At 69.8% G+C, this 24,386-nt stretch carries 23 protein-coding genes and 1 tRNA gene; 6 read left to right on the top strand and 18 right to left on the bottom strand.

Going from position 1 to position 24,386, the window contains the following annotated elements:
* Nucleotides 1-81: 81 nt before the first annotated feature.
* A tRNA-Met gene (locus EAO72_RS32360) sits at nt 82-155 on the bottom strand.
* 52 nt (nt 156-207) lie between these two features.
* Entirely contained in the window at nt 208-3,141 is a 2,934-nt protein-coding gene (locus EAO72_RS32355) for a UPF0182 family membrane protein (RefSeq protein ID WP_187285407.1), read from the bottom strand.
* A 127-nt stretch (nt 3,142-3,268) separates the two neighbouring features.
* Between EAO72_RS32355 and EAO72_RS32350 the strand changes: the two genes are divergently transcribed.
* The gene (locus EAO72_RS32350) at nt 3,269-3,835 is read left to right on the top strand and encodes a PPA1309 family protein (RefSeq protein WP_261991700.1); all 567 of its coding nucleotides are present in this window, start codon (nt 3,269-3,271) and stop codon (nt 3,833-3,835) included.
* Nucleotides 3,836-3,865: 30 nt separating this feature from the next.
* On the opposite strand, the gene EAO72_RS32345 is transcribed toward EAO72_RS32350, so the two are convergent.
* From EAO72_RS32345 to EAO72_RS32330, 4 genes are all read right to left on the bottom strand, one after another.
* Nucleotides 3,866-4,954: a YlbL family protein gene (locus tag EAO72_RS32345; protein ID WP_148020621.1), complete on the bottom strand. Its 1,089-nt coding sequence runs from the start codon at nt 4,952-4,954 to the stop codon at nt 3,866-3,868.
* Nucleotides 4,955-5,099: 145 nt separating this feature from the next.
* Complete coding sequence (locus EAO72_RS32340; protein WP_148020620.1) at nt 5,100-5,288, bottom strand: hypothetical protein; 189 nt, start codon at nt 5,286-5,288, stop codon at nt 5,100-5,102.
* 138 nt (nt 5,289-5,426) lie between these two features.
* Nucleotides 5,427-5,888 (bottom strand): molybdenum cofactor biosynthesis protein MoaE, encoded by a 462-nt coding sequence (locus EAO72_RS32335; RefSeq protein ID WP_148020619.1) that lies wholly within the window; start codon nt 5,886-5,888, stop codon nt 5,427-5,429.
* A 275-nt stretch (nt 5,889-6,163) separates the two neighbouring features.
* Nucleotides 6,164-7,426: an SDR family oxidoreductase gene (locus EAO72_RS32330; protein ID WP_148022161.1), complete on the bottom strand. Its 1,263-nt coding sequence runs from the start codon at nt 7,424-7,426 to the stop codon at nt 6,164-6,166.
* Nucleotides 7,427-7,616: 190 nt separating this feature from the next.
* Between EAO72_RS32330 and EAO72_RS32325 the strand changes: the two genes are divergently transcribed.
* A complete protein-coding gene (locus EAO72_RS32325; RefSeq protein ID WP_148020618.1) occupies nt 7,617-9,110 on the top strand; it encodes a zinc-dependent metalloprotease in 1,494 nt (497 codons plus the stop codon).
* Entirely contained in the window at nt 9,107-9,655 is a 549-nt protein-coding gene (locus EAO72_RS32320; protein WP_148020617.1) for an NUDIX hydrolase, read from the top strand. The genes EAO72_RS32325 and EAO72_RS32320 overlap by 4 nt, the downstream gene beginning before the upstream one ends.
* Nucleotides 9,656-9,766: 111 nt before the next feature.
* Here EAO72_RS32320 and EAO72_RS32315 read toward each other — a convergent pair whose 3' ends face one another.
* The 4 genes from EAO72_RS32315 to EAO72_RS32300 form a co-directional block, all read right to left on the bottom strand.
* A complete protein-coding gene (locus EAO72_RS32315) occupies nt 9,767-10,522 on the bottom strand; it encodes an AIM24 family protein (protein WP_148020616.1) in 756 nt (251 codons plus the stop codon).
* An 18-nt stretch (nt 10,523-10,540) separates the two neighbouring features.
* On the bottom strand, nt 10,541-11,221 hold the full coding sequence (locus tag EAO72_RS32310) for an AIM24 family protein (protein ID WP_148020615.1): 681 nt from the start codon (nt 11,219-11,221) through the stop codon (nt 10,541-10,543).
* A gap of 11 nt (nt 11,222-11,232) precedes the next feature.
* Nucleotides 11,233-12,858, bottom strand: a complete 1,626-nt coding sequence (locus EAO72_RS32305) for a TerD family protein (RefSeq protein ID WP_148020614.1) — start codon at nt 12,856-12,858, stop codon at nt 11,233-11,235.
* A gap of 177 nt (nt 12,859-13,035) precedes the next feature.
* Nucleotides 13,036-13,659 carry a M48 metallopeptidase family protein gene (locus tag EAO72_RS32300; RefSeq protein ID WP_148020613.1) on the bottom strand — a complete coding sequence of 208 codons (624 nt, stop codon included), beginning with the start codon at nt 13,657-13,659 and terminating at the stop codon, nt 13,036-13,038.
* 188 nt (nt 13,660-13,847) lie between these two features.
* Here EAO72_RS32300 and EAO72_RS32295 point away from each other — a divergent pair, with 188 nt between their 5' ends.
* Together EAO72_RS32295 and EAO72_RS32290 are read left to right on the top strand one after the other, a co-directional pair.
* On the top strand, nt 13,848-14,993 hold the full coding sequence (locus EAO72_RS32295; RefSeq protein ID WP_187285294.1) for a ThiF family adenylyltransferase: 1,146 nt from the start codon (nt 13,848-13,850) through the stop codon (nt 14,991-14,993).
* A 41-nt stretch (nt 14,994-15,034) separates the two neighbouring features.
* On the top strand, nt 15,035-16,537 hold the full coding sequence (locus EAO72_RS32290; RefSeq protein WP_261991699.1) for an ABC1 kinase family protein: 1,503 nt from the start codon (nt 15,035-15,037) through the stop codon (nt 16,535-16,537).
* Between the two features lie 55 nt (nt 16,538-16,592).
* Here EAO72_RS32290 and EAO72_RS32285 read toward each other — a convergent pair whose 3' ends face one another.
* The 5 genes from EAO72_RS32285 to EAO72_RS32265 all read right to left on the bottom strand — a co-directional run bounded on the left by EAO72_RS32285 (nt 16,593) and on the right by EAO72_RS32265 (nt 20,591).
* On the bottom strand, nt 16,593-16,796 hold the full coding sequence (locus EAO72_RS32285) for a hypothetical protein (protein WP_148020611.1): 204 nt from the start codon (nt 16,794-16,796) through the stop codon (nt 16,593-16,595).
* A gap of 209 nt (nt 16,797-17,005) precedes the next feature.
* Entirely contained in the window at nt 17,006-17,329 is a 324-nt protein-coding gene (locus EAO72_RS32280) for a hypothetical protein (protein ID WP_148022160.1), read from the bottom strand.
* 32 nt (nt 17,330-17,361) lie between these two features.
* On the bottom strand, nt 17,362-17,730 hold the full coding sequence (locus EAO72_RS32275) for a WhiB family transcriptional regulator (RefSeq protein WP_093549938.1): 369 nt from the start codon (nt 17,728-17,730) through the stop codon (nt 17,362-17,364).
* Nucleotides 17,731-17,903: 173 nt separating this feature from the next.
* Nucleotides 17,904-18,236, bottom strand: coding sequence for a hypothetical protein (locus EAO72_RS32270; RefSeq protein WP_148020610.1), 333 nt, complete (start codon nt 18,234-18,236; stop codon nt 17,904-17,906).
* Nucleotides 18,237-18,401: 165 nt separating this feature from the next.
* Entirely contained in the window at nt 18,402-20,591 is a 2,190-nt protein-coding gene (locus EAO72_RS32265; protein ID WP_148020609.1) for an ATP-dependent DNA helicase UvrD2, read from the bottom strand.
* Between the two features lie 230 nt (nt 20,592-20,821).
* On the opposite strand from EAO72_RS32265, the gene EAO72_RS32260 reads away from it, so the two are divergent.
* Nucleotides 20,822-21,064: a mycoredoxin gene (locus tag EAO72_RS32260; RefSeq protein WP_148020608.1), complete on the top strand. Its 243-nt coding sequence runs from the start codon at nt 20,822-20,824 to the stop codon at nt 21,062-21,064.
* Nucleotides 21,065-21,484: 420 nt separating this feature from the next.
* Here EAO72_RS32260 and nudC read toward each other — a convergent pair whose 3' ends face one another.
* The 3 genes from nudC to EAO72_RS43465 form a co-directional block, all read right to left on the bottom strand.
* The gene (nudC, locus tag EAO72_RS32255) at nt 21,485-22,429 is read right to left on the bottom strand and encodes an NAD(+) diphosphatase (protein WP_148020607.1); all 945 of its coding nucleotides are present in this window, start codon (nt 22,427-22,429) and stop codon (nt 21,485-21,487) included.
* A 44-nt stretch (nt 22,430-22,473) separates the two neighbouring features.
* Nucleotides 22,474-23,868, bottom strand: a complete 1,395-nt coding sequence (locus tag EAO72_RS32250; RefSeq protein ID WP_148020606.1) for a dipeptidase — start codon at nt 23,866-23,868, stop codon at nt 22,474-22,476.
* A gap of 10 nt (nt 23,869-23,878) precedes the next feature.
* A partial coding sequence (locus tag EAO72_RS43465; protein WP_261991697.1) for a PD-(D/E)XK nuclease family protein occupies nt 23,879-24,386 on the bottom strand: 508 nt, incomplete at its 5' end.

Raw genomic sequence — 24,386 nt, 5'->3', positions numbered from 1 at the left:
TTCACGCAGACTGCACAATAAAGTCACCACGACATGACGAAAGCCCGGATCCCCTGGAGGATCCGGGCCTTCGTCATTCAGTAGCGGGGACAGGATTTGAACCTGCGACCTCTGGGTTATGAGCCCAGCGAGCTACCGAGCTGCTCCACCCCGCGTCGTTGTGTTCAAACCGTACCACGACGCGGGGATGAAGCTTTACCGAGTTACTCAGCCTCCGCTGTCGGCACTCGCCGACGCCGCAGGCTTCTTCGGCTCATCCGTCGAACTCGCACCGCCGGACTTGGGCTGGGCGGCAGCCGCCCGCTCCAGTGCGTCCTGCAGATCCTTCTGGGCCTTGCCGTAGGCGGTCCAGTCCTGCTCCTTCAGGGCCGTCTCGCCTGCCGTGTAGGCCTTCTGCGCATCGGCGATCGCCTTCTTCAGCGCGGCGTCACCGGTGGCCGGCGGCTCCGTGGTGTCACGCGGTGGCTCGGTCGTATCGCCCGGTGGCTCGGTCGTATCGGAGCCGTCCACCCCGAAGACCGCGTTGAGCGCCTCACCGAGACTGTTCTCGAAGACGATCTTCGAACCGTACGAAGCGGCTACCTTCCGCAGCAGTGGATAGTTCTGCGTGCCACCGCGCGTGTACACCGGCTCGATGTAGAGGAAGCCCCCTTCGAGCGGCACCGTCAGCAGATTGCCGTACTCGATGTCGGAGTCGGTGCCCTTGAGGTTTCTCACGAACTCGGCGACGTCGTCGTTGCCGTTGAGCTCACTCTGTACCTGGCCCGGGCCCTTCACCGTGGTGGTGACTCTCAGCAGTCTTATCGTGCCGTAGTCCTTGCTGGCCGCATCCGCGTCCACCGCCATGAACGCCCCGAGGTCGGGGCGTCCCTTGGGGGTGAACGTCGTCGTCAGCGAGAACTTCTGAGCCGCCTGATCCGGCATCTTTATGCTCAGGTAGTACGGCGGAACGGCACCGGACTCCTTGTTGGTCGGATCATCCGGGACCTGCCAGGCGTCACTGCCGCTGTAGAACTGCGCGGGGCTCGTGACGTGGTAGCGGGTCAGCAGTTCGCGCTGCACCTTGAACAGGTCCTGCGGGTAGCGCAGGTGGTCCATGAGGTCCTGCGGAATGTCCGCCTTGGACTTCACCGTTCCGGGAAACGCCTTGCGCCAGGTCTTGAGGACCGGGTCCTCGGTGTCCCACTCGTACAGCGTGACCTTGCCGTCGTACGCGTCGACGGTGGCCTTCACCGAGTTGCGGATGTAGTTGACCTGGTTCTGCTGGGCGACGACCGCGCGCTGGTTGGTGGTCAGCGAGTCGGCCGTGGTGTCACCGAGCGTCGTGCGCGAGGCGTACGGGTAGCCGTTGGTCGTGGTGTACGCGTCGACGACCCACTGGATCTTTCCGCCGACCACGGCCGGGTAGGCGTCGCCGTCGATGGTCAGCCACGGGGCGACCGCCTCGACGCGCTCCTTCGGCGTGCGGTTGTAGAGGATCCGCGAACCCTCGCCGATGGCTCCCGAATACAGGATCTGCGGCTCGCTGAAGGCCACCGCGTACGCGGCGCGGTTGAAGGCGTTGGAGAGACTGACGCCGCTCTTGCCCTTGTAGCTGGTGGTCTTCTCTCCGTCGTCCTCGTAGTCGAGCTCCTTCTGGGGCCCGCCGACGATGGAGTACTGCTCGGTCTTCTCGCCGTAGTAGATCTCCTGCTGGTACGTGCCCAGCTCGCCGGTGGTCGGCAGGCCGGACTCCGTGAAGTCGGGAGATCCCTTCGGGTTGGTACCGGTGGTGGTGCCCCGGGCGGCGATCGCGCCGTAGCCGTGGGTGTAGGTGAAGTGGTCGTTGATCCAGTTGCGCTTGGGAATGCCCTGGAGATTGAGCTCGCGCAGACCGATGACCGTGTCCTGCTCCTTGCCGGCCTCGTCCTTGTAGCGGTCGACGTCCAGCGTCTTGGGGAACTGGTAGTAGTTCCTCTTCTGCTGGAGCTGCTGGAAGGCCGGGGAGACGACGTTGGGGTCCATCACCCGGTAGCTGGCCGCGGCGTCCGCGCTCGCGCGGAGCTTCGCGTCGTCGTCCGTCGTGGACTTGCCCGCGTAGTCGGTGACCTGCGCGTCATCGATGTCGTAGGCGTCACGCGTGGCCTTGATGTTCTTCTGGATGAACGGGGCTTCCTTGGCCTGCTCGTTCGGCTGGACCTGGAACTTCTGCACGATCGCGGGGTAGAGCCCGCCGATCAGGATCGCGGAGAGGACCATCAGGCCGAACCCGATCACCGGAAGCTGCCAGGTGCGGCGCCAGAGCGTCGCGAAGAAGAGCACGGCACAGATCGCGGCGATGCAGAACAGGATGGTCTTCGCCGGCAGATAGGCGTTCGCGTCGACGTACCGCAGGCCCGTCCAGTTGTCCGTGGCCTTGAAGTCGCTCGACTTCACGGCCAGGCCGTAGCGGTCGAGCCAGTACGCCACGGCCTTCAGCGCGACGAAGATGCCGAGCAGCACCGAGAGATGGCCGGTGGCCGCCCCCGTCGCCCGTGCGCCGGGGCTGGTGATGCGCAGCCCGCCGTACAGGTAGTGGGTCAGCGCGGCGGCGATCAGCGAGAGCACCGTGGCCGCGAAGCCGAAGCCCAGCAGGAAGCGGTACCACGGCAGGTCGAAGGCGTAGAAGGACACGTCCAGGTGGAACTGGGGGTCCTTCTGACCGAACGACACCCCGTTCACATACATCAGCCAGGTACGCCACTGGCCGGAGGCTGATGCTCCGGCGATCAGACCGACGAGCGCGGTGATCGCGAGCAGCACCCACTTCTTGTACGGGGCGAGACCCATCCGGTAGCGGTCCAGGCTCTGCTGTTCCAGCGACATCGCGCTCAGCGGCGGCCGGAGCCGGTGCGCGAGCCAGATGTTCACACCGATGGCGACGGCCATCAGCAGTCCGAAGACGAGGAACAGCCCGATCTTGGTCCACAGGGTGGTGGTGAAGACGGATGAATACGCGACCGACCTGTACCAGAGCCAGTCCGTCCAGAACCCCGCGAACATGACGAACGCCATGGCGAGGACCGCCAGGACGCCCAGTGTCATGAGCAGGGTTCGGGCGCGCCGGGACGGGCGGCCGACTCTGATCCGTGGCCCGGTCGGGCCTCCGCCGCGGTCCGGCATCTGGAAAGCCAACGTGCGCACCTCGAAGTTCGCGGTCGTGTGGAGCGGGCCCAGCGATCGTAGAGCCCACCTATGCAACTTACTGAGGCTTTACCTAGTTCCCGTTCCGGGGGCGGAAGGAGGCAGGATGTTGTCCATGCCCAACGTTTCCCCCTCAGGCCCTCCGATGGCCGCGAGCCCGCTCACCGTCGCCGTGCTCGAAATCGACGAGTACGTCTCCGGTCTCGGCTGGGACCAGCCCGCCCGGCTCTTCGCCCTCGTCGACACCGCACGGCTGCGGGTCCAGGAGCCCGGACTCGCCGCTCAGCTCGGCCTCGACGACGGCTCGAAGGCCGCCGCACTCACCCCTATCGAGCAGGAGGAGCTTCCCGCAGGTACCGCACTGGACGAGTTCCTCGCCACGATCGCCTGGCCCGACGCGGTCGTCGGGTGCGCGATGACGGTCGAGCGGCTGATGCTGCCGCCGTCCGCCGAGACCTCCGTACCGGAAGGTCTCAACGATGCCCAGCTGACCAAGTGGGTCGCCAAGCACCCCGACCGGCAGGAGGTGCGGATGACCGTGGCGGTCCTGCGGGACGGCGCCCGTGAGTCGGCCGTACGCCTGCGGGAGAAGGACTCGCCGAACGACGTGCTGACCGGCGCCGGCCTGGTGCCGGGGCTGGCCGAGGCGCTCGCCGCGACCTTCGAGTCCTGACTCCGGCTGTTCCGCACCGGTGGGAGGCGGTCAGCCTGTCGAGCAGCTCGGCAGTCCGGCCGCGTCCCCGGTGCGGATCTTCTCCAGCGACTTCTTGGCGTCGTCGATGGTCTTCACCCTGACCAGCGTGAGCCCGTCCGGGGTGTCGGAGGCGGCCGCCTCGCAGTTGTCGTCGGGGGTCAGGAAGTAGCGTGCGCCCGCGTCGCGTGCGCCGACGAGCTTCATGTTGATCCCGCCGATCGGTCCGACCTTGCCCTTGTCGTCGATCGTCCCGGTGCCGGCGATGAACTTGCCGCCCGTCAGCTGCCCCGGGGTCAGCTTGTCGACGATGCCGAGGGAGAACATCAGACCGGCGCTCGGACCGCCCACGTCGGCGAGCTTGATGTCGATCTCGAACGGGAAGGTGTGGTCCGTCCCCGCCTGGATGCCGACGATCGCCCGGTTCTCCTTGGGGGCCTTCTCCGTGGTGATGGTGATCTTCTCGGTGCCCTGGGGTTCCTTGCCGGCCTTCTCGGCCGCCGCCGCGGTCTTGGCGGGGATGACGGTGAAGGTGACGTCCTGGCCGGGCTTGTGCTTGGTGACGAGCTTCGCCACGTCCTCGGGCTGCTCGACCGCCGTGCCGTCGACCGCCTTGATCACGTCGCCCGCGTGCAGCTCGCCCTGCGAGGGACTGTCCTTGAGGACCGTGGAGACGACGACCCGCGAGGACACCGGGATGCCCAGTTCGGTGAGGGCCGCGACCTTGGCGCTCTCCTGGGACTGGCTGAACTCCTCGGCGTTCTCCTGCGTCGACTGCTCCTCGGTCTTTCCGTCCGGGTAGAGCGTGTCGTGCGGGACGACCACACTGTCGTGGCCCAGCCATCCGTAGACGGCCTCGATGAGGTTCATGTTGTAGTCGGCGCCGGTGACCCTGACCGTCGTCATGTTGAGATTGCCGGACGTCTCGTACGTCTTGTGTCCGGTGATCTGCAGGACGGGCTCCCCGTCGACCTTGCCGAGCGTGTTCACGGTCGGCCCGGGAGACATCTCCGAGTACGGCACTTTGATCAGCACGCCTGCGCAGAGCAGCGCGATCAGGATCAGGGTGGAGGCGAGCATCGTCGCGGTGCGGCGTGGCATGGAACGACAGTACGGGAAGGGCCTGTCAGTGCACCGTCGGGGCCGGTCCGTACGGGGGCCGCGGCCGGGCGTGGCGAGGACGCCGGGCGGCGGAGCCGGAGGCTGCCGGTCAGTGGATTGGCGACTGCGTACGACCGGTGTGGCGTCAGACGTTCGATATCTGCTCGACCGGCTCCGAAGCGGAGTGCGAGCGCTCCATCGCCTCGCGGAACCGGGCATAGCCGGCGAGTTCGGTGACATCGCCGGTCGTGCGATTGCGGGCAGCCCAGCTTCCCCATATCGCAGCACCGAGCGCAGCAAAAAGCGGAATCAACAACCAGGCGAGTGCTGCCATGACGACCTCCCTGCCCCATGCGACCGCAACGGAACGATCAGCAGATTAACCATCTGCAGGACCAACGCTCATGGCAGGGGTGGGGTTACGCAAATCGGGGTGGAAGCCGGCCCGGACGGTTTGAGCTCCGCAGCCGTCTCAGCAGGCGCCGACCCACTCCTCCGTGCCGTCGGAGAACTGCTGGTGCTTCCAGATCGGAACCTCGTGCTTGAGGTCGTCGATGAGCTTGCGACAGGCCTCGAAGGCCTCTGCGCGGTGCGGGCAGGAGACGGCCACCACCACCGCGAGATCGCCCACCGCCAGTTCACCCACCCGGTGGACGGCGGCCAGCGCCCGGACCGGGAACCCGGCGACGACCTTCTCCGCGACCCGGCGCATCTCGTCCTGGGCCGAGGGATGACACGAATAGCCCAGCGCCCCGACGTCCTGGCCGCTGTCGTGGTTGCGCACGGTGCCGACGAAGAGCGCGGTGCCGCCCGCCGCGTCGTCACCGACGGCGCGGAAGACCTCGTCCACGGACAGTGGTGTGTCGCGGATCTCCAGCAACCGGATGGGGTCCTGTGCCGCGTGCTCGCCGGGGTGGTCGTACGTGGGTGCCATGACAGCCATCGTGCCGTACCGCGGGGGCATCGCGGAATGCGGCTTTCACCCGGCGGGGCGCCAGCGGCCTTGGAGCCTTCTACAGGCGCCGGGCTCCCGCCGCCGTCGGGTGCCGCGGGACACGGCCCGGTGCCCTTCCCGCACCGCCCTTGCGCTGATCTTCAGGCGGCCTCTCGGCGCCCTTCCGCTGAACTTCAGTCTGCCTTTCGGCGCCCTCACGCTGCTCTTGGGCGCGCTTTCGGTGCCTCCCCGGCGAGCGGTGCCGGTCAGGGGCGCTAGAAGCGGCGGCGGGCCTTGCGGGCACGGCGTACCAGGGCCGCGGTGCCGAGCAGCGCCACGGTCGCACCGGCGGCTCCGGCCGCGGTCGCGTCCTTGCGGCCGAGGCGGCGGCCGGCCACGGTGTGGCGCCCCTCGACCTCTTCGAGGAGTGCGGCGAGCACCTCCTCGTTCGTCCAGCTCGGACGCCAGCCCGCATCGTGGAGCCTGCTCACACTCACCACCCAGGGGTGCATCGTGTACGCCAGGTCGCCCGCCGGGGACGGGGTCAGACCGATCCGGTGGAGCCGGGCGGCGGCCCCGAGCGCGACGGCCGAGGGAAGCTCCATCCGGCGGACTCCGCTGAGCTCCTCGACTTCCGCCTGTTCGAGCCAGCCGTCGCAGCCGACCGCGAACTCTCCGTCGATCTTCTCCAGCGCGGCGTACTCCAGCGCCGTGACCAGGTCGTCGACATGGCAGAACTGCCAGGTGGGGCGCGACCCGGCGACGACCAGGAGGCGCGGCGACTCGAAGTAGCGGGTCAGGGCCGTGTCCGTACCGCCGACGAGCACGGTGGGCCGGACCACCGTGACCTGGAGCCCTGGGTGGGCGCGGGGCGCGCGGCGGCCGAGCCGTTCGATCTCCAGCAGGTCACCGACGCCGGTCGCCTCGGCCGTAGCGCGCAGCTCGGCGTCCTCGGCGAGCGGGACGTCGTTGTCGGGCAGCGCGCCGTAGACCATCGCCGAGGTGCACAGCACGACCCGGTGGACGCCGACGGCCGCGGCCGCGGTCAGCACGGTCTGGGTGCCGCGCACGTTGTAGGCGGTACGGGCGGCGGGATCGGTCTCCAGGTCGAGATCGAGCGCCAGGTGCACCACCACGTCGGCGCCGCGCAGCTTCTCCGCGATCGCCGGGTCGCGCACGTCGAGAACGTGCCACATCGCCTCGGACACCTCACCGCGGCGCTCGTCGACGGCGATGACCTGCTTGATCTCCTCGGAGGCCGCCAGGCGTGCGGTGAGCAGCTCACCGACACCCGTCGCGGCCCCGGTGACGGCCACGACCGGGCCGCGGCTCCTGGAGCGGCTGCGGACGGGCTTGCTCCGCGTCTTGTCCTCGGCCGGGTCCGCAGGCCTGTTCCGAGGCTCGTTCTCGGAATCGCTCTCGAACTTGCTCTCGGCCTTGTTCTCAGGCTCGCTCTCGGACTTGTTCTCAGGTTTGTTCTCAGGCGAAGGGTCGGCCAGGTTTCGCGCTGCGCGAACCTGCGGATCTGGGGAACTCACCGGGCGTCTCCAGCGGTTGTCTTCAGTACGTACCCGAATGACGCGTACGTACCAGGTGGCGTCCATCCTGCCGCAGGCCGGGAGCAGGCGGAGCACTGAGGCCCTGAGTGGACTTGGTGTCTACGCTGGATGGTGATGTCGGGCAGTCGCCGTCGGTTCGAGCCGGCGGCCCTACGAGCCGAGGAAACCCGTGAGTGACACCCCATTCGGATTCGGCGTTCCGCCGGAGGAGCCGGACGACGGCGACAAGGGCAAGAAGAACGACCCCATCGGAGGTGGGCAGGGCTCGGGCGGTCCGGCGAACCCGTTCGGCTTCGGCCCCGGCGCGGGCGGCGACAACCCCTTCGCCGCCATGTTCGGCTCCATGAACCCGAACGACCTCGGCGCCGCCTTCCAGCAGCTCGGCCAGATGCTGAGCTACGAGGGCGGTCCCGTGAACTGGGACATGGCCAAGCAGATCGCCCGCCAGACGGTCTCGCAGGGCACTCCCGACGGCACCAAGGACGCGAGCGTCGGCCCGTCCGAGCGGGCCGCGGTCGACGAGGCGCTGCGCCTGGCGGATCTCTGGCTGGACGGCGTGACGTCGCTGCCCTCCGGTTCCGTCTCGACGGTGGCGTGGAGCCGTGCCGAATGGGTGGAGGCCTCCCTCCCCGCCTGGCAGAAGCTGGTCGACCCGGTGGCCGAGCGTGTCGGCCTCGCCATGGGTGATGTGCTGCCCGAGGAGATGCAGGCGATGGCGGGCCCGCTGATCGGCATGATGCGGTCGATGGGCGGTGCGATGTTCGGCCAGCAGATCGGACAGGCCGTCGGGGTGCTCGCCGGCGAGGTGGTCGGTTCCACCGACATCGGGCTGCCGCTCGGGCCGGCCGGCAAGGCCGCGCTGCTCCCGCTCAACGTGGAGCGGTTCGGCAAGGACCTGAGCGTGCCGCAGGACGAGGTACGGCTGTATCTGGCCCTGCGCGAGTCCGCTCACCAGCGGCTCTTCGCCCATGTGCCGTGGCTGCGCTCGCATCTCTTCGGTGCGGTCGAGGGCTATGCGCGCGGTATCAAGGTCGACACCAGCAAGCTGGAGGATGTGGTCGGCCAGTTCGACCCGTCGAACCCGGAGCAGTTGCAGGACGCCCTTCAGCAGGGCATGTTCCAGCCGGAGGACACCCCGGAGCAGAAGGCCGCCCTGGCCCGCCTGGAAACGGCGCTCGCGCTCGTCGAGGGCTGGGTGGACGCCGTGGTCCACGAGGCCGCGAAGTCCCGGCTGACCTCCGCCGACGCGCTGCGCGAGACGATGCGCAGGCGCCGCGCCTCCGGCGGTCCCGCCGAGCAGACCTTCGCCACACTCATCGGTCTCCAGTTGCGCCCGCGCCGGCTGCGTGACGCCTCGCGGCTCTGGGCCTCGCTCACGGACGCGCGAGGGCTCGACGGCCGCGACGCGCTGTGGGAGCACCCCGACATGCTGCCCACCGCCCACGACCTGGACGATCCGGACGGATTCGTCCACCACGAGCAGCTGGACTTCTCCGAGCTGGACAAGATGCTCGGAGAGGCGGCGAACGGGCCGCAGAAGCCCGCCCCCGGCACCGCCGTCGCCGACGGCGGCAGCGGGACAGAAGCCACCGGGTCCGAGGGCGACGGATCCGATGGCGCCGGGTCCGAGGGCGACGACAGCAAGGGCGACAGCGAGAAGTGAGCCTGCACGACGACGCCGTCCGCGTACTGAAGGAGTACGGCACCGGCGCTGACGCCGTCCAGGAGGAGCTGCGCCAGGCATATCTGGACCACCTGGCGCTCCATCCCGACGGCATGTGGAAGGCCTGCGGCAGCGGGCATCTGACGGCCAGCGCCCTGGTCGTCGATCCGGAGCGCGGCAGGGTGCTGCTCACGCTGCACCGGAAGCTGCGCATGTGGTTGCAGATGGGTGGCCACTGCGAGCCCGGCGACACCACCGTGGCCGCCGCCGCGCTGCGTGAGGCGACGGAGGAGTCCGGCATCGCCGGGCTGGCCCTGCTGGCGGGCGGTCCGGTGGTCCTGGACCGTCATCCGATCCCCGCACCGTGTCACTGGCACCTGGACGTCCAGTACGCGGCGCTGGCGCCGTCGGGCGCGGCGGAACGGATCAGCGAGGAGTCACTGGACCTGCGCTGGTTCCGCTACGACGAGGTCGCCGAGGTCGCCGACTCCTCGGTCGTCCGCCTGATGGAACGCACGCGGGCCGCCCTGGACGCCGGACGGTAACCGGGAGCGGACCGGTACGGGTGAAGGGGCGGCCTCCTGAGAGGCCGCCCCTTCACCCGTCCATGGCATCGCGCCCGTCTCACCTCTCGTGCACAGGGGCGGCGGAGCGGCTCAGTTCCAGGCGTTGTTCTGGTTCTGGGCGTGGGACCCGTGCTGACCCATGCCGTACTGGGCACCCAGGCCCTGGCCGATCTGCGCGCTCTGCGGCGGCAGCACCTCGCTGGGCTGCACCAGGGCGAAGCCCTGGCCGAGGAAGCTGAGCTCCCAGCCCTCACCGGTGTTGCCGCGCCGGCGGAAGACACCCGAGGAGTGCGTCTGCGCCTGCATCTGCACCCGCAGGGAGCTGGACCAGGCGACGATCGCGTCGGCATCCGCGTTGACGTACTTGTCGGGCGTGACCCGCATCATCAGTGGCTGACCGGAGGTCATCAGCGCGACCTTGCCGGTGCCGGAGATGTTGAGCTGGTACTTACCGGTGCCCGAGATGCCGTACTGGCTGTCCACCGCGATGACCTCGGTGTGGAGGGACGAGTCGAGCGCCAGGACGTAGGAACTGTCCACCGTCAGACCGTCGCGGTCGACGTCCACCACGTGGACGTACTGCGCGAGGTTGGCCAGGTAGACCGTGCCCTGCCCGGAGCAGCGCATCAGGTCGAGGCCCTCACCCGTGCCGGCGCGGGCGCGGCGCTGTCCCTGCGACTGGTACTCGCCGTCGAACTCCATCAGACCCTGGTACGCGACCATGGCCCCCTTGCGGGCGAGGACGTCGTCGTGGCCGGTCAGCGAGACCCGCAGGAGCTGCGGGTTCTGGATCGTGTACCGCTCCTGGGACTGCTGTTCCGTATAGCTGAAAAGCGGACTCTGCATGGTGTGTTCTCCTCCCCGTCAGTTCCGGACCCGCAGGCGGTCGGTACTGTCCTCGCTCGGCTGGACGACGACGATCCCCTGGCCGGAGAAGGCCATCTGGAACGCCTCGCCGCTGCCCCGCCCGATGAGCGAGGAGGCCTTGAAGCTGCGCTTGCCCTTCACCTTGAGGTTCGGGGACCACGCCACGAGGGCGTCCGGGTCGACGTACGTCTCGTCCTCGCCGCGTCCGCAGTCGACGACGATCGGCGTGCCGCGCGAGGTGATCGCGACCCAGCCGGTGCCGGAGATGCAGACGTTCCACAGGCCCTGGCCGGCGAACTTGGCCAGCCCCTTGACCCTTTCGACGCCCCAGGTGAGGTGGCCGTCGAAGGCGAGGACGTTGGTGCCGTTGACCGAGAGGGAGTCGTTGTTGAGATTGATGACGACCACATCGGCGCCGTAGTCGGCGAGGTAGAGGAGCCCGTCGCCGGCGCACTTCATCAGGGGCGCGCCCTCGCCGGTGATCCACTGCGAGGCGATCTGGCGGACGGCCGGCGGGTTGGGCTCGTACTGGATGAAGCCCTCGTACGCCACCATCGAGCCGGTGCGGGCGTACAGGTCCTGGCCGGTCGCCATGGCGACCTTCAGCATCGAATGGCCGTGGTTCTCCATCCGGGCCGTGACGGGGGTCGGGGCGTAGCCCGCGAGTTGCTGGTTCATGACGGGCTCCCTCAGACCTCGTAGGGCTGGACGACGATGAAGTTGCCGGGAGCGCCCCGGAACTGGAGGTTCACGGTCTCCCCGCTGTGTCCGGGATAGGCGTTGCGGCGCAGCCGGACCTGACTGGAGATGATCACCTGGGACGCGGCCGACCACGCCACGACGGCATTGCAGTCGGCGAAGGTGGTCGGGGTGACCGGCAGGACGACGGGGACACCGTGCGTCTTGACGACGATGGTGCCGGTGCCCTGGAACTGCATGGTGAACAGGGCGCCGCCGGGAATGCCATGGCCTTCGATCCTGCGGACCTCGTACTGCAGCGACTCGTCGAAGGCGAGGACGTTCTCCGCCGAGACGCAGATGCCATCACCCTGGAGCTCGATCGCGTGCAGATGGGAACCGTCCTCGGCGAGGAAGACCTGCCCCCGGCCGGTACAGCGCATCAGCTGCATTTCCTGACCGGTGGCGTTGCCGACCATCCGGCCCGCGAAACCTGCGCCCTTGTAGCCGAAGTCGACCTTGCCCTGGTACATCACCATGCTGCCCTGCCGGGCCAGCACTCCCGCTCCGCCCATGGTGAGGTCGACGCGCATCAGCTGCTGGTTCTGCGGGGTCCAACGCTGCCCGGTGGCCGTCTCCTTGTACGGCTGGAGCGCGGCCAGCAGGCCGGCCCCGGCCTGCGGCACTCCTTGGGGCACACCCTGGGGGACGCCCGGCGGCATGCCGGGTGGCTGCTGTCCGTACGGAGCCGGAGCGGGCTGTCCGTAGGGCGCGGGGGCCTGCTGTCCGAACGGCGCGGGCGCCTGCGCCGGAACCTGCCCGAACTGCGGCGGCTGGGGCGGCTGCCCCGGCTGCCCGTAAGGAGCGGGTGCGGGCGGCGGCACACTGCCACCCTGCGGCGCCAGCGGCGCCGCTATGGTCGGCGCGGCGTGCATCTGCTGCTGCGGCGTGGGAGCAGGCGCCTGAGCCGCCGGGGCGCCGAAAGACGGCGCGGGCTGCGGGGCCTGCGGGGCGGCCGGGGCGCCGAAGGACGGCGCGGGGGCCGACGCCTGTGCGGGCGGGGCGAACGACGGGGCTGCGGACTGCGGCTGAGGAGCGGCGGGAGCCTCCTCGGCAACCTCGCCGCCGAAGTTCTTCAGCAGCGCGTCGAGCCCGCCGTCGAAGCCCTGGCCGACGGCGGCGAACCGCCAGACGTCCTTGAGGTAGAAGTCACCCAGCATCACCGCGCGCTCGGTGGTGAACTCCGAGCCCGTGAAGGCGTACCTGACGACTTCCTCGCCACCCGCGACGATCCGGATGTACCCAGGACCGACCTGCGACATCTGTCCGGCACCGTCCAGCGTCGCGGTGAAGGACAGCTTGTGGATGTTCGCCGGAATGCGGTCCAGAGTGACGCGGAACGACTCCGTGTCACCGGCCTGCGCGCCGAGGAGCTGAATGGACTCCTCGGGCGATTTCGGCTGATTGAAGAAGATGAAATAACGGTCGTCGGAGAGCTGCTCATTGGCATCGAGGCCGAAGCAACTGATGTCAAAGGTCAGTCCCGGGCCGGCGATCTGCACACCTACGTACAGGTCCGTCCCCGGCGTGAGATCGCTGATCTTGGCCTTGTGGCCGCGTTGGAATTCCCTGGCCATGCGTAACGACCGTCCCCCATCCGGAAGGTGAATGCGTCGCGTCAGGCTAACCGCAAACTCCGGCATTGGACCAAGCCGGTACAGACCCGGTACAAAGCGCGAACGTCACTCACCGCATGCCGCGGGGCGTCACCCACCGCATCCGGCAGGCACGTCCCTCACCACGTACATCAGGCGTCACTCACCACGTGCGGCAGGCAGATGGGGCAGCCGGTCGGCAGCCACCACCCCTTCGAGATAGCCCCGGGCCCGCTCGGTACGGGGGTAGGCGTCGAGAAGCCGCCAGAAGCGCGGTCCGTGTCCGGGCACCAGGAGATGGGCCAGCTCGTGGACGAGCACGTAGTCGACGACGTACTCCGGCATGCCCTGCAGACGGTGCGAGAGCCGGATACTGCCCTCGGCCGGGGTGCACGATCCCCAACGGGTGTTCTGGTTCGTCACCCACCGGACCGACACCGGCCGCGCCCTGCCCTCGAAATACTGTGCGGACAGCCGCTCCGCCCGCTCCGCGAGCTCGCTGTCGCCGAAGATCCGTTTGTTCTCCTGGGCGGCGAGCTTGTCGAGCATCACGCTCACCCAGCGCTGCTCCTCGGCCTCGGACATCCGGGCGGGAATCAGCACGATGGTCCGGTCGCCCTCCCGGTACGCGGAGACCGTTCTGCTACGACGGTTGCTCCTGCGAACCTCGACCGCGCTCGTCGCCGAGGCACGGGGCGGATGGTCGGCCGCACTGCGCCGGTGGGTTCCGGCGCCGCGCGCGGAAGTCTCCCCGGCGAAGCCGGGTGACGGGTCGGCGGGCACGCCACGACGTTACCCGCTGTCAGTGGGGGAAGTCCCGCCTCCGGGACGGTTCACACATGATCCGCCCCATGGCTTGCACCATTTGAACGACTAATACCCCCCGCCTGTGGATAACTTTTCGCGCGGTTCCGCGGCGCGCCTCATTCTGGCAATGGATCTCACGCAGCCACACAGACCGGGGGGAAGCCGTGCATCCGATGTTGAAGCCCGCACTGCGCCGCGCATGGCGCGGCAGCGGCACCGTGCAATTCGGAGTGACGCCCGCACATGCGGTCAAGGTCGGCCCGATGGATATCGCGACCGGCTGTTTCCTGGAACTGCTCGACGGGACGCGCGGGATGTCCCTGCTACGGGCGGAGGCCAGGACGCTGGACCTGAACGACCATCAAGTGGACACACTCGTGGCGCGGTTGATGGACGCGGGACTCGTCGACGACGTCCGGGCGGGCGGCCCTGAAGCCGACGCGCTACGCAACCGGACGGACGTGCTGGAACGTCACCGGCCGGACCTGGCATCACTCTCCGTGGTCCATCCCGAACCGGGTGGAGGGCTGCGGCGGCTGGCGGCCCGCCGTTCCATGCGTGTCCAGGTGCGAGGAGCCGGCCGGGTCGGAGCGGCGATCGCGGCGGTGCTCTCCGGGTCGGGGGTGGGGCATGTGGAGGTACTGGACGGCGGATGCGCCGACCCGTGCGATGTGTCGCCCGGAGGCCTGCCGGCCGCGGCGGTCGGCGAGCGCCGGGACTCGGCGGCGCGACAGTTGGTCCGCCGCTCCTCCCCCGGTCCTGCGCCCCGGATCGTGGGGCCGACGGCCGGACGCGCCGGCGGGGGACCGGGTCTGTCCCTGATCATCGTCGCGCCACGCGACGGCCTGACCGGCTACGTACCCGATCCGCGCACCGCCGAGCCATGGATCGCCTCGGGAACACCCCATCTCTATGCCGGTGTCATCGAGGCCACCGGCTTCGTCGGACCGCTGGTGCTGCCGGGAGGCACGGCCTGTGCGGGTTGCCTCGATCTGAACCGGCGCGACCGGGATCACCAGTGGCCGCGGATGCTCGCTCAGTGGCAGTCCGGGCGGCGGACCGCCGTGCAGGCCTGCGATCTGGGTCTGGCGACAGCGGTGGCGGGACTTGCGGCGTCCCATGCGCTGGCCTTCCTCGACGGCGAACTGCCGGCCAGTACCGGGGCCCGCTGGGAGGCGGCACTGCCGCTGTTGGACTGGCGGACGGAGCAGATCGGGGCACACGTCGGCTGTTCCTGCGGAGCCGGTGGGCACACTGAGGGGGTGCGCACCTCCGGGGCCGGCACGGCGCACGACACAATGGCCGGGTAACCGCCGCACGCAGCGCGGCAGTCTGGGATTTGGAGGGGCATATGTCTGATCTTCCCCGGAAGGCGGTCACCCGAACCGCCAAGCTGGCCGCGCTGCCTTTGGGGTTCGCCGGCCGTGCCACATGGGGGCTGGGAAAGCGCATCGGCGGAAAGTCCGCGGAACTGGTGGCCCGCGAAGTACAGCAGCGCACCGCCGATCAGCTCTTCAAAGTACTGGGTGAGCTGAAGGGCGGGGCCATGAAGCTCGGGCAGGCCCTGTCCGTCTTCGAGTCCGCTCTCCCGGAAGAGGTCGCGGGTCCCTACCGTGCGGCACTGACGAAACTCCAGGAGGCCGCCCCTCCCCTGCCGATCGCCACGGTCCACGCGGTGCTGGCGGAGCGGCTCGGCGAGGACTGGCGTGAGCTGTTCCTGGAGTTCGAGGACAAGCCGTCGGCGGCCGCCTCGATCGGGCAGGTGCATCGGGCGGTGTGGCACGACGGCCGGGACGTCGCCGTGAAGGTGCAGTATCCGGGCGCGGGTGAGGCGCTGCTCTCGGACCTCACCCAACTCAGCCGGTTCGCCCGGCTGCTCGGCCCGCTGGTTCCCGGCATGGACATCAAGCCGCTCATCACGGAGCTGCGGGACCGGGTGTCGGAGGAACTGGACTACGAACAGGAGGCGCGGTCTCAGCGGGAACACGCCGAGGAGTTCGCCAACGACCCCGATGTCGTGGTCCCCGGGGTGGTCCACCAGGCCGATCAGGTGCTGGTCACCGAATGGATCGGCGGTGTGCCGCTGGCCGATGTGATCTCCGACGGGACCCCGGAGCAACGGGACCGCGCCGGACAGTTGCTGGCCAGGTTCCTGTTCTCCGGTCCCGCACGCACCGGACTGCTCCACGCGGACCCGCACCCTGGCAATTTCCGGCTGCTCCCCCCGGACCCCGCCTTCGCGACGGACGGCGAGGCCGGTCAGGACGACGGTGCCGTGGAGGCCGGCGCGGATCGGTGGCGCCTGGGGGTACTGGACTTCGGCACGGTGGACCGGCTGCCCGGAGGGCTGCCGCAGACCATCGGGGACTCCTTGCGACTGACGCTCCAGGGAGATGCGGACTCCGTATACGAACTGCTCCGCGAGGAAGGTTTCGTCAAGGACTCGATCGACCTCGCGCCGGACGCCGTCCTCGACTACCTCCTTCCGATCATCGAACCGGCCGAGGTGGACGAGTTCACCTTCAGCCGGTCCTGGATGCGCAACCAGGCCGCCCGTATAGCGGACCCGCGTTCTCCCGCTCATCAGCTGGGCAAGCAGCTGAACCTACCGCCCTCCTACCTGCTGATACACCGGGTGACGCTGAGCACGATCGGGGTGCTGTGCCAGCTCGGCGCCACGGTCCGGCTGCGGGAGGAACTGGAGTCCTGGCTCCCTGGGTTCCTCCCGCTGGAGGAAGAGGAGCAGCTGTCTCCGTCCGGGGAGGCAACGCCCGGAGACGGGGCGACGGAGTGTGAAGTGACGGCGGAAGACGAGGCGATGGACGGCGCCGCGGCTCCCGCGGACATCACGTAGGGCGTGCAGGGAAGGTCCCGCCCGGTCGGCCGGGGCCGGAGAGCCACTATCGGCGTCACCACCAGGCGGAGTCGAGGCGGCCCTCGATGGCCCGGATGTGAGTGCGGGCGCAGTCGTCGCAGAAGTAGCGACGGCTGCCGTTCTCCACGGAACAGAGCCAGGTCGGCGGTGCGTTCTCGCTCCCGGCGCGGGCGCCGCACAGGGCGCACACGACTGGCGCGGTGCCGCCGGTTCCGGGGCGGTGCGTCTCCTCGTCCACCTCGTGACGATAACTCCCCCGCGCGGATCCGGCGCGGCGCCGGTGCCATCAGGCACCGTTACGGCTGACGCGGGCCGGGCGGGAACACGGCCGCGGGGCCGGTCCGAGTGGACCGGCCCCACGACAGGGGTACGGATATGGGTCCTGCTTGCCGGGAGCAGAGAGCGGCTGCCCCCGGCGGATACTGCCGTCGTGCGGTACTGCTGGGTTCAGTGCATGACCGCCATGGCCAGCGCACGGCGGGCGCGCATCGAGGCGCGCTCGGCCCGGCGCTGCATCCGCCGCGCGGTGATCAGGCGCACGGCCTGACGCTCCGCGGCGGATTCCCGCAGGCGGTCGTGCATATGCGCACGAGCCAGGGCTTCTGGGATGAGTTGCATCTCGCGGGTCCTGTTCTGACGCGAGTCGTTCGCGCCGATGATGGTGACGTCCGGGGTCGCGGAGCCGACGGGCTCCCTCGTGGGGATGGTCATTGGTGCCTGGTTTCGGGGATCGTGGGTCAGGGGACGGTCGATGGTTCCGATGCGTTTCATGGGCTTGGGGGCCATGGCCCCCAGGTCGGCGGTCACGCCGCGACCGGGTTCTTGCGGGGACGGCCACGCGGCCGCTTGCGAGCGACGACGACGCCCTGGATGAAGAGCTCGCCACCCCAGACACCCCACGGCTCGCGGCGCTCCTTGGCGCCGGCGAGGCAGGCCTCGACGAGCGGACAGGTGCGGCAGAGGGACTTGGCGTACTCGACGTCGGCCGGCGACTCGGCGAAGAAGACCTCGGGGTCGTAGGAACGGCAGGGGACGGGCACGCCGAGGTTCTCGATGGCGTCGTCGAGCGCGGTGAGCGCGGTAAGGGGGATCAAGGTGGAGTCCTCCGTGAGGCCGGGCGGGGGGATCGTGTCGGAAGGCGGTACGGACGGGGCGTGCGCTTCGAGTTGCACGGTGGTGGTGTCCTCGTCTGGTCGTTTCCGGCCTGTTGGCCGGGGGGCGGCTGGTACCAGGTCTTGCTTGTCCCGAGGCTCCTTCGCGCTGTCTCGTCCGTTCGGACAAAACAAAAGGGCCGCGGATCCCGAGTGGGGTTCCGCGGCCCTGAAGGCGCCGGTCCGATCGTCGATCAGACTGGATCACTCCAGGGTTCAGGCCCACGGAAGGCCCACATCGTGTGGTGGTGCGTCGTCTTCTTGGCTCCGGCTTCCGCTCCCGCACCGACGGCCGCAAAGGCATAGGCCTGGGCCTGTCCCTTCGCTACTGCTGCTGCCGGTGCCAGAGCCGGTCGCTCATTGCGCTCCCGCACAGGAAGGCCGGCCAGAGGCAGCGGGCTGACGGCGGAAATGCCGGACATACCGGTGCCACGAAGCGAGGAATCCGAAGAGCAGGCGAGGCCGAGCGAGCAGGCGGAGACGACCGAGAGATCGGTCATTTTGTTGGTCTCGATGATGCTGATCACTTCAATCGCCTCCTCTCGGCGTCTCTGGGGACCGGACGAACCGGTCCTACGTATTTGGATAAGTACAGCACAGGGTCAGGGCTTCAGAGAAGTCGCTGTTCCCGTGGTTAAGAACCTATGGTGATGACTGGGGCGGGCGCAAACTATTTTTTCGACGAGTTTTTCTCACATCTCCTCGTCGGCCGCCCCGGGCTCCTCAACCCCGCCCCCACCTGCGCAGATGTCCAGGACAGCGGCGCCGAACCGGCCCAGCTTCCGCGCGCCGACCCCGGAGATCCCGGCCAGTTCGCCCTCGGTGCCCGGCACGGCCTCGGCGATGGCCATCAGCGTCTTGTCGGTGAACACGCAGTACGCGGGCTGGCCGATGTCCTGTGCACGAGCCGCACGCCAGTCGCGCAACCGCTCGTAGAGCGCCTCGTCCATGTCGGACGGGCAGTCGTCGCAGCGCATCAGCTTCATCTCGCCGGCATCCGTCAGTGTCTTGCCGCAGACTCTGCACAATGCGGGCCCGCGGCGCTTGCGCCGGGCCACGGCCGGGCGCTCGATCCCGCCGCTGCCGCCCGCCGTCGCCCTGCCGCCGAGCGCCGCCGAGCCGGGGCGCAGCCCGTTCAGGAACCGGCTCGGCCTGCGGCCGGCCCGGCCACCGGGCGAACGGGCCAGCGACCACGACAGCGAGAGATGGAAACGGGCGCGGGTGACACCGACGTAGAGCAGCCGGCGCTCCTCCTCGATCTGCTCGTCCGTCTTCGCGTAGGTGATCGGCATCATGCCCTCGGTCAGCCCGACCAGGAACACGGCGTCCCACTCAAGTCCCTTCGCCGAGTGCAGGGAGGCCAGCGTGACCCCCTGGACCGTGGGGGCGTGCTGGGCGGCCGCCCGCTCGTCCAGTTCGGCGACCAGGTCGGACAGTGTCGCGCCCGGCCTGGCCTGTTCGAAGTCCTCGGCCAGCCTGACGAGGGCGGCCAGCGACTCCCAGCGGTCGCGCACCGCTCCCGAGCCGGTGGGCGGTTCGCTGCTCCACCCCTTGGTGGAGAGCACCGCCCGCACCTCGGAGGGCAGCCCCTCCGCATCGTCCAGCAGGGAGTCGTTGCCCCCCGCCCGGGCCGCTCCGCGCAGGGCGACGCCCGCCTCCCGGACCTCCGGGCGGTCGAAGAACCGCTCCGCGCCCCTGAGCTGGTAGGGGACGCCCGCGTCCGCGAGGGCCTGCTCGTAGACCTCGGACTGGGAGTTGACCCGGTAGAGCACGGCGATCTCACCGGCCGGGACACCGGCGGCGATCAGATCCCGGATACGGCGGGCGGTGCCCTCGGCCTCGGCGGGCTCGTCCGCATACTCCAGGTAGGCGGGTTCGGGGCCGGACTCGCGCTGCGAGACCAGTTCGAGCCGGTGCTCGGCGGCGCGGMCGCGGGCCTGGGAGAGCAGCCCGTTGGCCAGATGGACGACCTGGGGCGYGGAGCGGTAGTCCCGGACGAGTTTGACCACGGTGGCCCGGGGGTGGCGCGTGCGGAAGTTGAGCAGATGGTCCGGGGTGGCTCCGGTGAAGGAGTAGATCGTCTGGCTGGCGTCGCCGACGACGCAGAGGTTGTCCCGGTCGCCGAGCCAGAGGTCGAGGAGCCGTTGCTGGAGCGGGCTCACGTCCTGGTACTCGTCGACGACGAAGTGCTGGTACTGACGGCGCACGTGGTCGGCGATGTCGTGCCGGTCCTGGAGGATGCCGACGGTCAGGAGCAGCACGTCCTCGAAGTCGATCACCGTGCGGTCGCGCTTCAGCTGTTCGTACATCGCGTAGACCTGGGAGATCTCGGCGGGATCGCGCGGGGCGTCCCGCTGGGACTTGGCGACCACCGCCGGGTAGTCGGCGGGCACGGTCTGGGTGACCTTGGCCCACTCGATCTCGCTCGTGACATCGCGCAGTTCGTTGCGGTCGAGCCGGATGCGGCAGCGGGCCGCCGCCTCGGCGACCAGCTGGACCTTGCGCTCCACCAGCCGGGGCAGATCACCACCGACTGCTTTCGGCCAGAAGTACTGGAGCTGACGCAGCGCCGCGGAGTGGAAGGTCCGTGCCTGCACCCCGCCCGCGCCGAGCTGGCGCAGGCGCCCGCGCATCTCACCGGCGGCACGGTTGGTGAACGTGACGGCAAGCACACTCGTCGGCTGGAGTATCCCCGCGCGCACCCCGTACGCGATGCGGTGCGTGATGGCGCGCGTCTTGCCCGTACCGGCTCCGGCCAGCACGCACACCGGGCCCTGCAGGGCCTCGGCGACCTCGCGCTGCTCGGGGTCGAGCCCGTCGAGGACGGCGTCGGCGGTGTCGGGGACCTGGGGGAAGAGGGTGGAATGCGTTGCTGATGTCACCCCGCCATGCTGCCAGGTCGGAAGGGGCGGCCGCGGAAGTTGTCCACAGGGCCGCCCCGTCCGTCGTACTAATCGGGGGCGGGGCCGGGAATGGTGGCCAGGTCACGTGCGTTCCCCTTCCGTGCGGCAACGCATGTCCCCCGATTCACGTGTGACGGACGAGACGCGCACGCGAGGGGGCGGGATGTGGCGGGATGGCCGCGACCGATGAGACAGAGGAGCGCGAAGACATGCCGGGCACTGTGACGATGTACAGCACCACGTGGTGCGGCTACTGCCGTCGGCTCAAGGGCCAGATGGACCGCGAGGGCATCGCGTACACCGAGATCAACATCGAGCAGGACCCGGAGTCGGCGGCCTTCGTCGAGAAGGCGAATGGCGGAAATCAGACGGTTCCGACCGTGCTCTTCCCCGACGGCTCGACCCTGACGAACCCGAGCCTCGCCCAGGTGAAGCAGGCGCTGGGCGCCTGAGCCACTCACGCACACTGACGCGCACAGACGCACCTGATGTGCACGACCCCCGACCGGCCTGCCGCCGGTTCGGGGGTCTTCGCATGTCCGCCCGCACGCACGGGGCGGGCCGACGCGAGCGGCCGGCGTTCGCCCCCGGTGACGTGGCTGCTCCGCCGCCGTTCCCGCCCCGCGATGACGACGGTCTCGACCGGGTCGGTCGGGGCCGCTGCGCCGCCTGCACGAGGCCGCGACGGGCATCGCGGTCGGCCCTGACGTCGTGTGGCCCCGGGATCCTGCCGCCCCGGAGGGCGGAACGGTGGCGTGCCGCAACGATGTGCCCGGAGAACGTCGTCTTCCGCCACGGCCCGCCGTGCCGTGCCGCCCACCGCGAGACGTTCACGGCGAGCGCTGCCCGGCTGACCCCACGGCCCCGCCGGGTCAGCTCGCGCGGACCGGCTTCGGGAGCGGCTTGCCATACCAGATCTCGATCAGGCGGGCGGCGATCGAGATGCCGAACGGCGGCAGGATCTCGCCCGACTCGAAGGCGGCCGTCAGCTCCTCGCGGGAGAACCAGCGGGCCTCCTCGATCTCCTCGCCGTCGACGTTGATGTCGAACGTCGTGGCCCGGGCCATGAAGCCGAGCATCAGGCTGGAGGGGAAGGGCCAGGGCTGGCTGGCGATGTACTCGACCTCGCCGACCGTGATGCCCGCTTCCTCGAACACCTCACGGGCCACGGACTGCTCGATGGACTCGCCCGGCTCGACGAATCCGGCCAGGGTGGAGAACCGGCCCTCGGGCCAGTGGACCTGGCGGCCCAGCAGTGCGCGGTCCTGGTCGTCGGTGACGAGCATGATGACCGCGGGGTCGGTACGCGGGTAGTGCTCGGCGCCGCAGGCCTGGCAGCGGCGGATGTGGCCGGCCGCCGCGATGACCGTGCGTTCGCCGCAGCGCGAGCAGAAGCGGTGCAGCCGCTGCCAGTTCTCCAGCGCGACCGCGTGCACCATCAGGCCGGCGTCGCGGGCGCCGAGGAGCAGGCCTGCCTCGCGCAGGCCCGCCGGGCGCGCCGACTGGTCCATGCGGCCCGGCAGCGTGTCCTTCTGGAGGGCGAAGTAGCTGACCCCGTCGTCATCGGTGCCGAGGAAGTAGCGGTGGGTCTCGGTGACCGGGGCCTCGAAGGCGGGGGTCATCACGAGTTCGGTGCCGTCGGCGGTGTCGTCGATCAGCACCTGCCCGCCGGAGACGACGAAGACCCGGGTCGTCGGGTGGCTCCACGCGGCGGCCAGCCAGGCCTCGTCGAGGCGGTGGTGCGCCGCGCGGTCGATGCCGCTCGGCGCGGTCAGACCGATGGGCCGGTCCGTGGTGGCGTTGTCGAAGGTGCTCACAGGTGCTTCCTACTCCCCCGGGATGGATCGGGTGTTCAGAGGATTCAGCGGAGTGCGGCTGCCAGTTCGCCCCAGAGGTGGGCAGTGGTCTCCACACCCTTGAACAGCAGGTCGAGTTCGACCTTCTCGTTGGGGGCGTGCCAGCCGTCGGACGGTACGGAGATGCCCAGGAAGAGGACGGGTGCGCCGAGCACGTCCTGCAGGTCGGCGGCGGGTCCCGAACCTCCTTCGCGGGTGAAGAGGATCTTCTGGCCGAAGGCCCGTCCCATCGCGCGGGCCACGGCCTGCAGCGCGGGGTGGTCCAGGGGCGTGAGGCAGGGGCGGGTGGCCGGGAGGAAGGTGATCCGGTGGCGGATGCCGGCCGGAATGCGGTCCTCGGCCCAGGCGTGGACGGCTTCGCGGACGTGGTCGGGGTCCTGGCCGGCGACCAGGCGGAAGCTGATCTTGACCCGGGCGGCGGACGGGATGATGGTCTTGCTTCCGGCGCCCTGGTAGCCGCCGCCGATGCCGTTGACCTCGGCGGTGGGGCGGGCCCAGATGCGTTCCAGCGTGGAGTAGCCGGCCTCGCCGGAGGCCGCCTGCGACTTGGCGGTACGCAGCCAGGTGGCCTCGTCGAAGGGCAGTGCGGCGAAGAGCGCGCGTTCGGTGTCGGTGAGTTCGGCCACACCGTCGTAGAAGCCGGGTACGGCGACCCGGCCGTCGGTGTCGTGGAGCGCCGCGACAAGGCGGGCGATCTCCGTCGCGGGGTTGGGGACGGCGCCGCCGAACGAGCCGGAGTGGATGTCCTGCTCCGGCCCGTACAGCTCGATCTCGCACTCGGCGAGGCCGCGCATGCCGGTGCAGACGGTCGGGGTCGTCTCGTCCCACATGCCGGTGTCGGAGACGATCACGGCGTCCGCGGTGAGGCGGTCGGCGCGCTGTTCCACGAGGGCGCGGAAGTGCGGCGAGCCGGACTCCTCCTCGCCCTCGACGAGGAGCTTGAGGTGGACGGCGGGGGTCGTGCGGCCGGTGGTGGCGAGGTGCGCCCGGACGCCGAGGGTGTGGAAGAACACCTGCCCCTTGTCGTCGGCGGCGCCGCGCCCGTACATCCGGCCGTCGCGGATCACCGGTTCGAACGGGTCGGTGTCCCAGCCGTCCTCGCGGGCGGCGGGCTGCACGTCGTGGTGCCCGTAGACGAGGACCGTGGGTGCGTCCGGGTCGTCGGAGGGCCACTCGGCGAAGACGGCGGGTGCGCCGTCGGTCTCCCAGATCTCGGTGACCGGAAAGCCGGTCTCCTTCAGCTTGGCGGACAGCCAGGCGGCGCTGAGCCGTACATCCCCGTCGTGCTCCGGCTGTGCGGATACGGACGGGATGCGCAGCCACTCGGCGAGGTCGTCGAGGAAGGCTGCGCGGTGCTGCTCGGTGTACGTACGGACGGCGCTGTCCGGGGTGTCGCTCATGACCTTCAGCTTATCCGTCCGTAGGAGATGGCTCGTCCAGCAGGATCCGCTCCAGTTCCGGACGCCCCGGGAGGCGGGTGGGGCGGACGCTCTCGCCGGTGCGTACGAAGAGGAAGGTGGCCGTGACGTCGGTGAGCGGCAGCCCGTGCAGTTCGGCCCAGGCGAGGCGGTAGACGGCGAGCTGGAGGGGGTCGGCGGTGTTGGTGCGGCTGGTCTTCCAGTCGACGATCTCGTACGTGTTCCCCGTGCGGTACACCGCGTCGATGCGGCCCCGGATCACCCGGCCGGCCAGGGTGATCTGGAACGGTGTCTCGACGCGGTAGGGGGTCCGGCGGGCGTACGGGGTGCGCTCGAAGGCCTCCTTGAGCTCGGCGAGATCGCGCTCGTCGGCGATGTCGGCGTCGCTCTCGTCACCGCCGGGCAGCTCGTCGGGGCCGAGCATGGGCAGCGGCAGCTCCTCGAAGCGGGACTCGACCCAGGCGTGGAAGCGGGTGCCCCGGCGGGCGGCGGGCTGCGGG

This window comes from Streptomyces sp. OR43, from assembly GCF_008042275.1.
In the GTDB taxonomy this organism is placed as follows: Bacteria; Actinomycetota; Actinomycetes; order Streptomycetales; family Streptomycetaceae; genus Streptomyces.
Note: the sequence above shows the minus strand (reverse complement) of the source record. Positions and strands in the feature narration are given on the sequence as shown.

Bases quoted from the DNA above. Each gene is read 5' to 3' on its own strand.
- EAO72_RS32250 (WP_148020606.1), bottom strand. From the start codon at position 23,868: ATGAGCGACACCCCGGACAGCGCCGTCCGTACGTACACCGAGCAGCAC.
- EAO72_RS32280 (WP_148022160.1), bottom strand. From the start codon at position 17,329: ATGAAACGCATCGGAACCATCGACCGTCCCCTGACCCACGATCCCCGA.
- EAO72_RS32355 (WP_187285407.1), bottom strand. From the start codon at position 3,141: ATGCCGGACCGCGGCGGAGGCCCGACCGGGCCACGGATCAGAGTCGGC.
- EAO72_RS32335 (WP_148020619.1), bottom strand. From the start codon at position 5,888: ATGGCACCCACGTACGACCACCCCGGCGAGCACGCGGCACAGGACCCC.
- EAO72_RS32260 (WP_148020608.1), top strand. From the start codon at position 20,822: ATGCCGGGCACTGTGACGATGTACAGCACCACGTGGTGCGGCTACTGC.
- EAO72_RS32310 (WP_148020615.1), bottom strand. From the start codon at position 11,221: ATGAACCAGCAACTCGCGGGCTACGCCCCGACCCCCGTCACGGCCCGG.
- EAO72_RS32345 (WP_148020621.1), bottom strand. From the start codon at position 4,954: ATGCCACGCCGCACCGCGACGATGCTCGCCTCCACCCTGATCCTGATC.
- EAO72_RS32305 (WP_148020614.1), bottom strand. From the start codon at position 12,858: ATGGCCAGGGAATTCCAACGCGGCCACAAGGCCAAGATCAGCGATCTC.
- EAO72_RS32315 (WP_148020616.1), bottom strand. From the start codon at position 10,522: ATGCAGAGTCCGCTTTTCAGCTATACGGAACAGCAGTCCCAGGAGCGG.
- EAO72_RS32350 (WP_261991700.1), top strand. From the start codon at position 3,269: ATGTTGTCCATGCCCAACGTTTCCCCCTCAGGCCCTCCGATGGCCGCG.
- EAO72_RS32290 (WP_261991699.1), top strand. From the start codon at position 15,035: ATGTCTGATCTTCCCCGGAAGGCGGTCACCCGAACCGCCAAGCTGGCC.
- EAO72_RS32340 (WP_148020620.1), bottom strand. From the start codon at position 5,288: ATGGCAGCACTCGCCTGGTTGTTGATTCCGCTTTTTGCTGCGCTCGGT.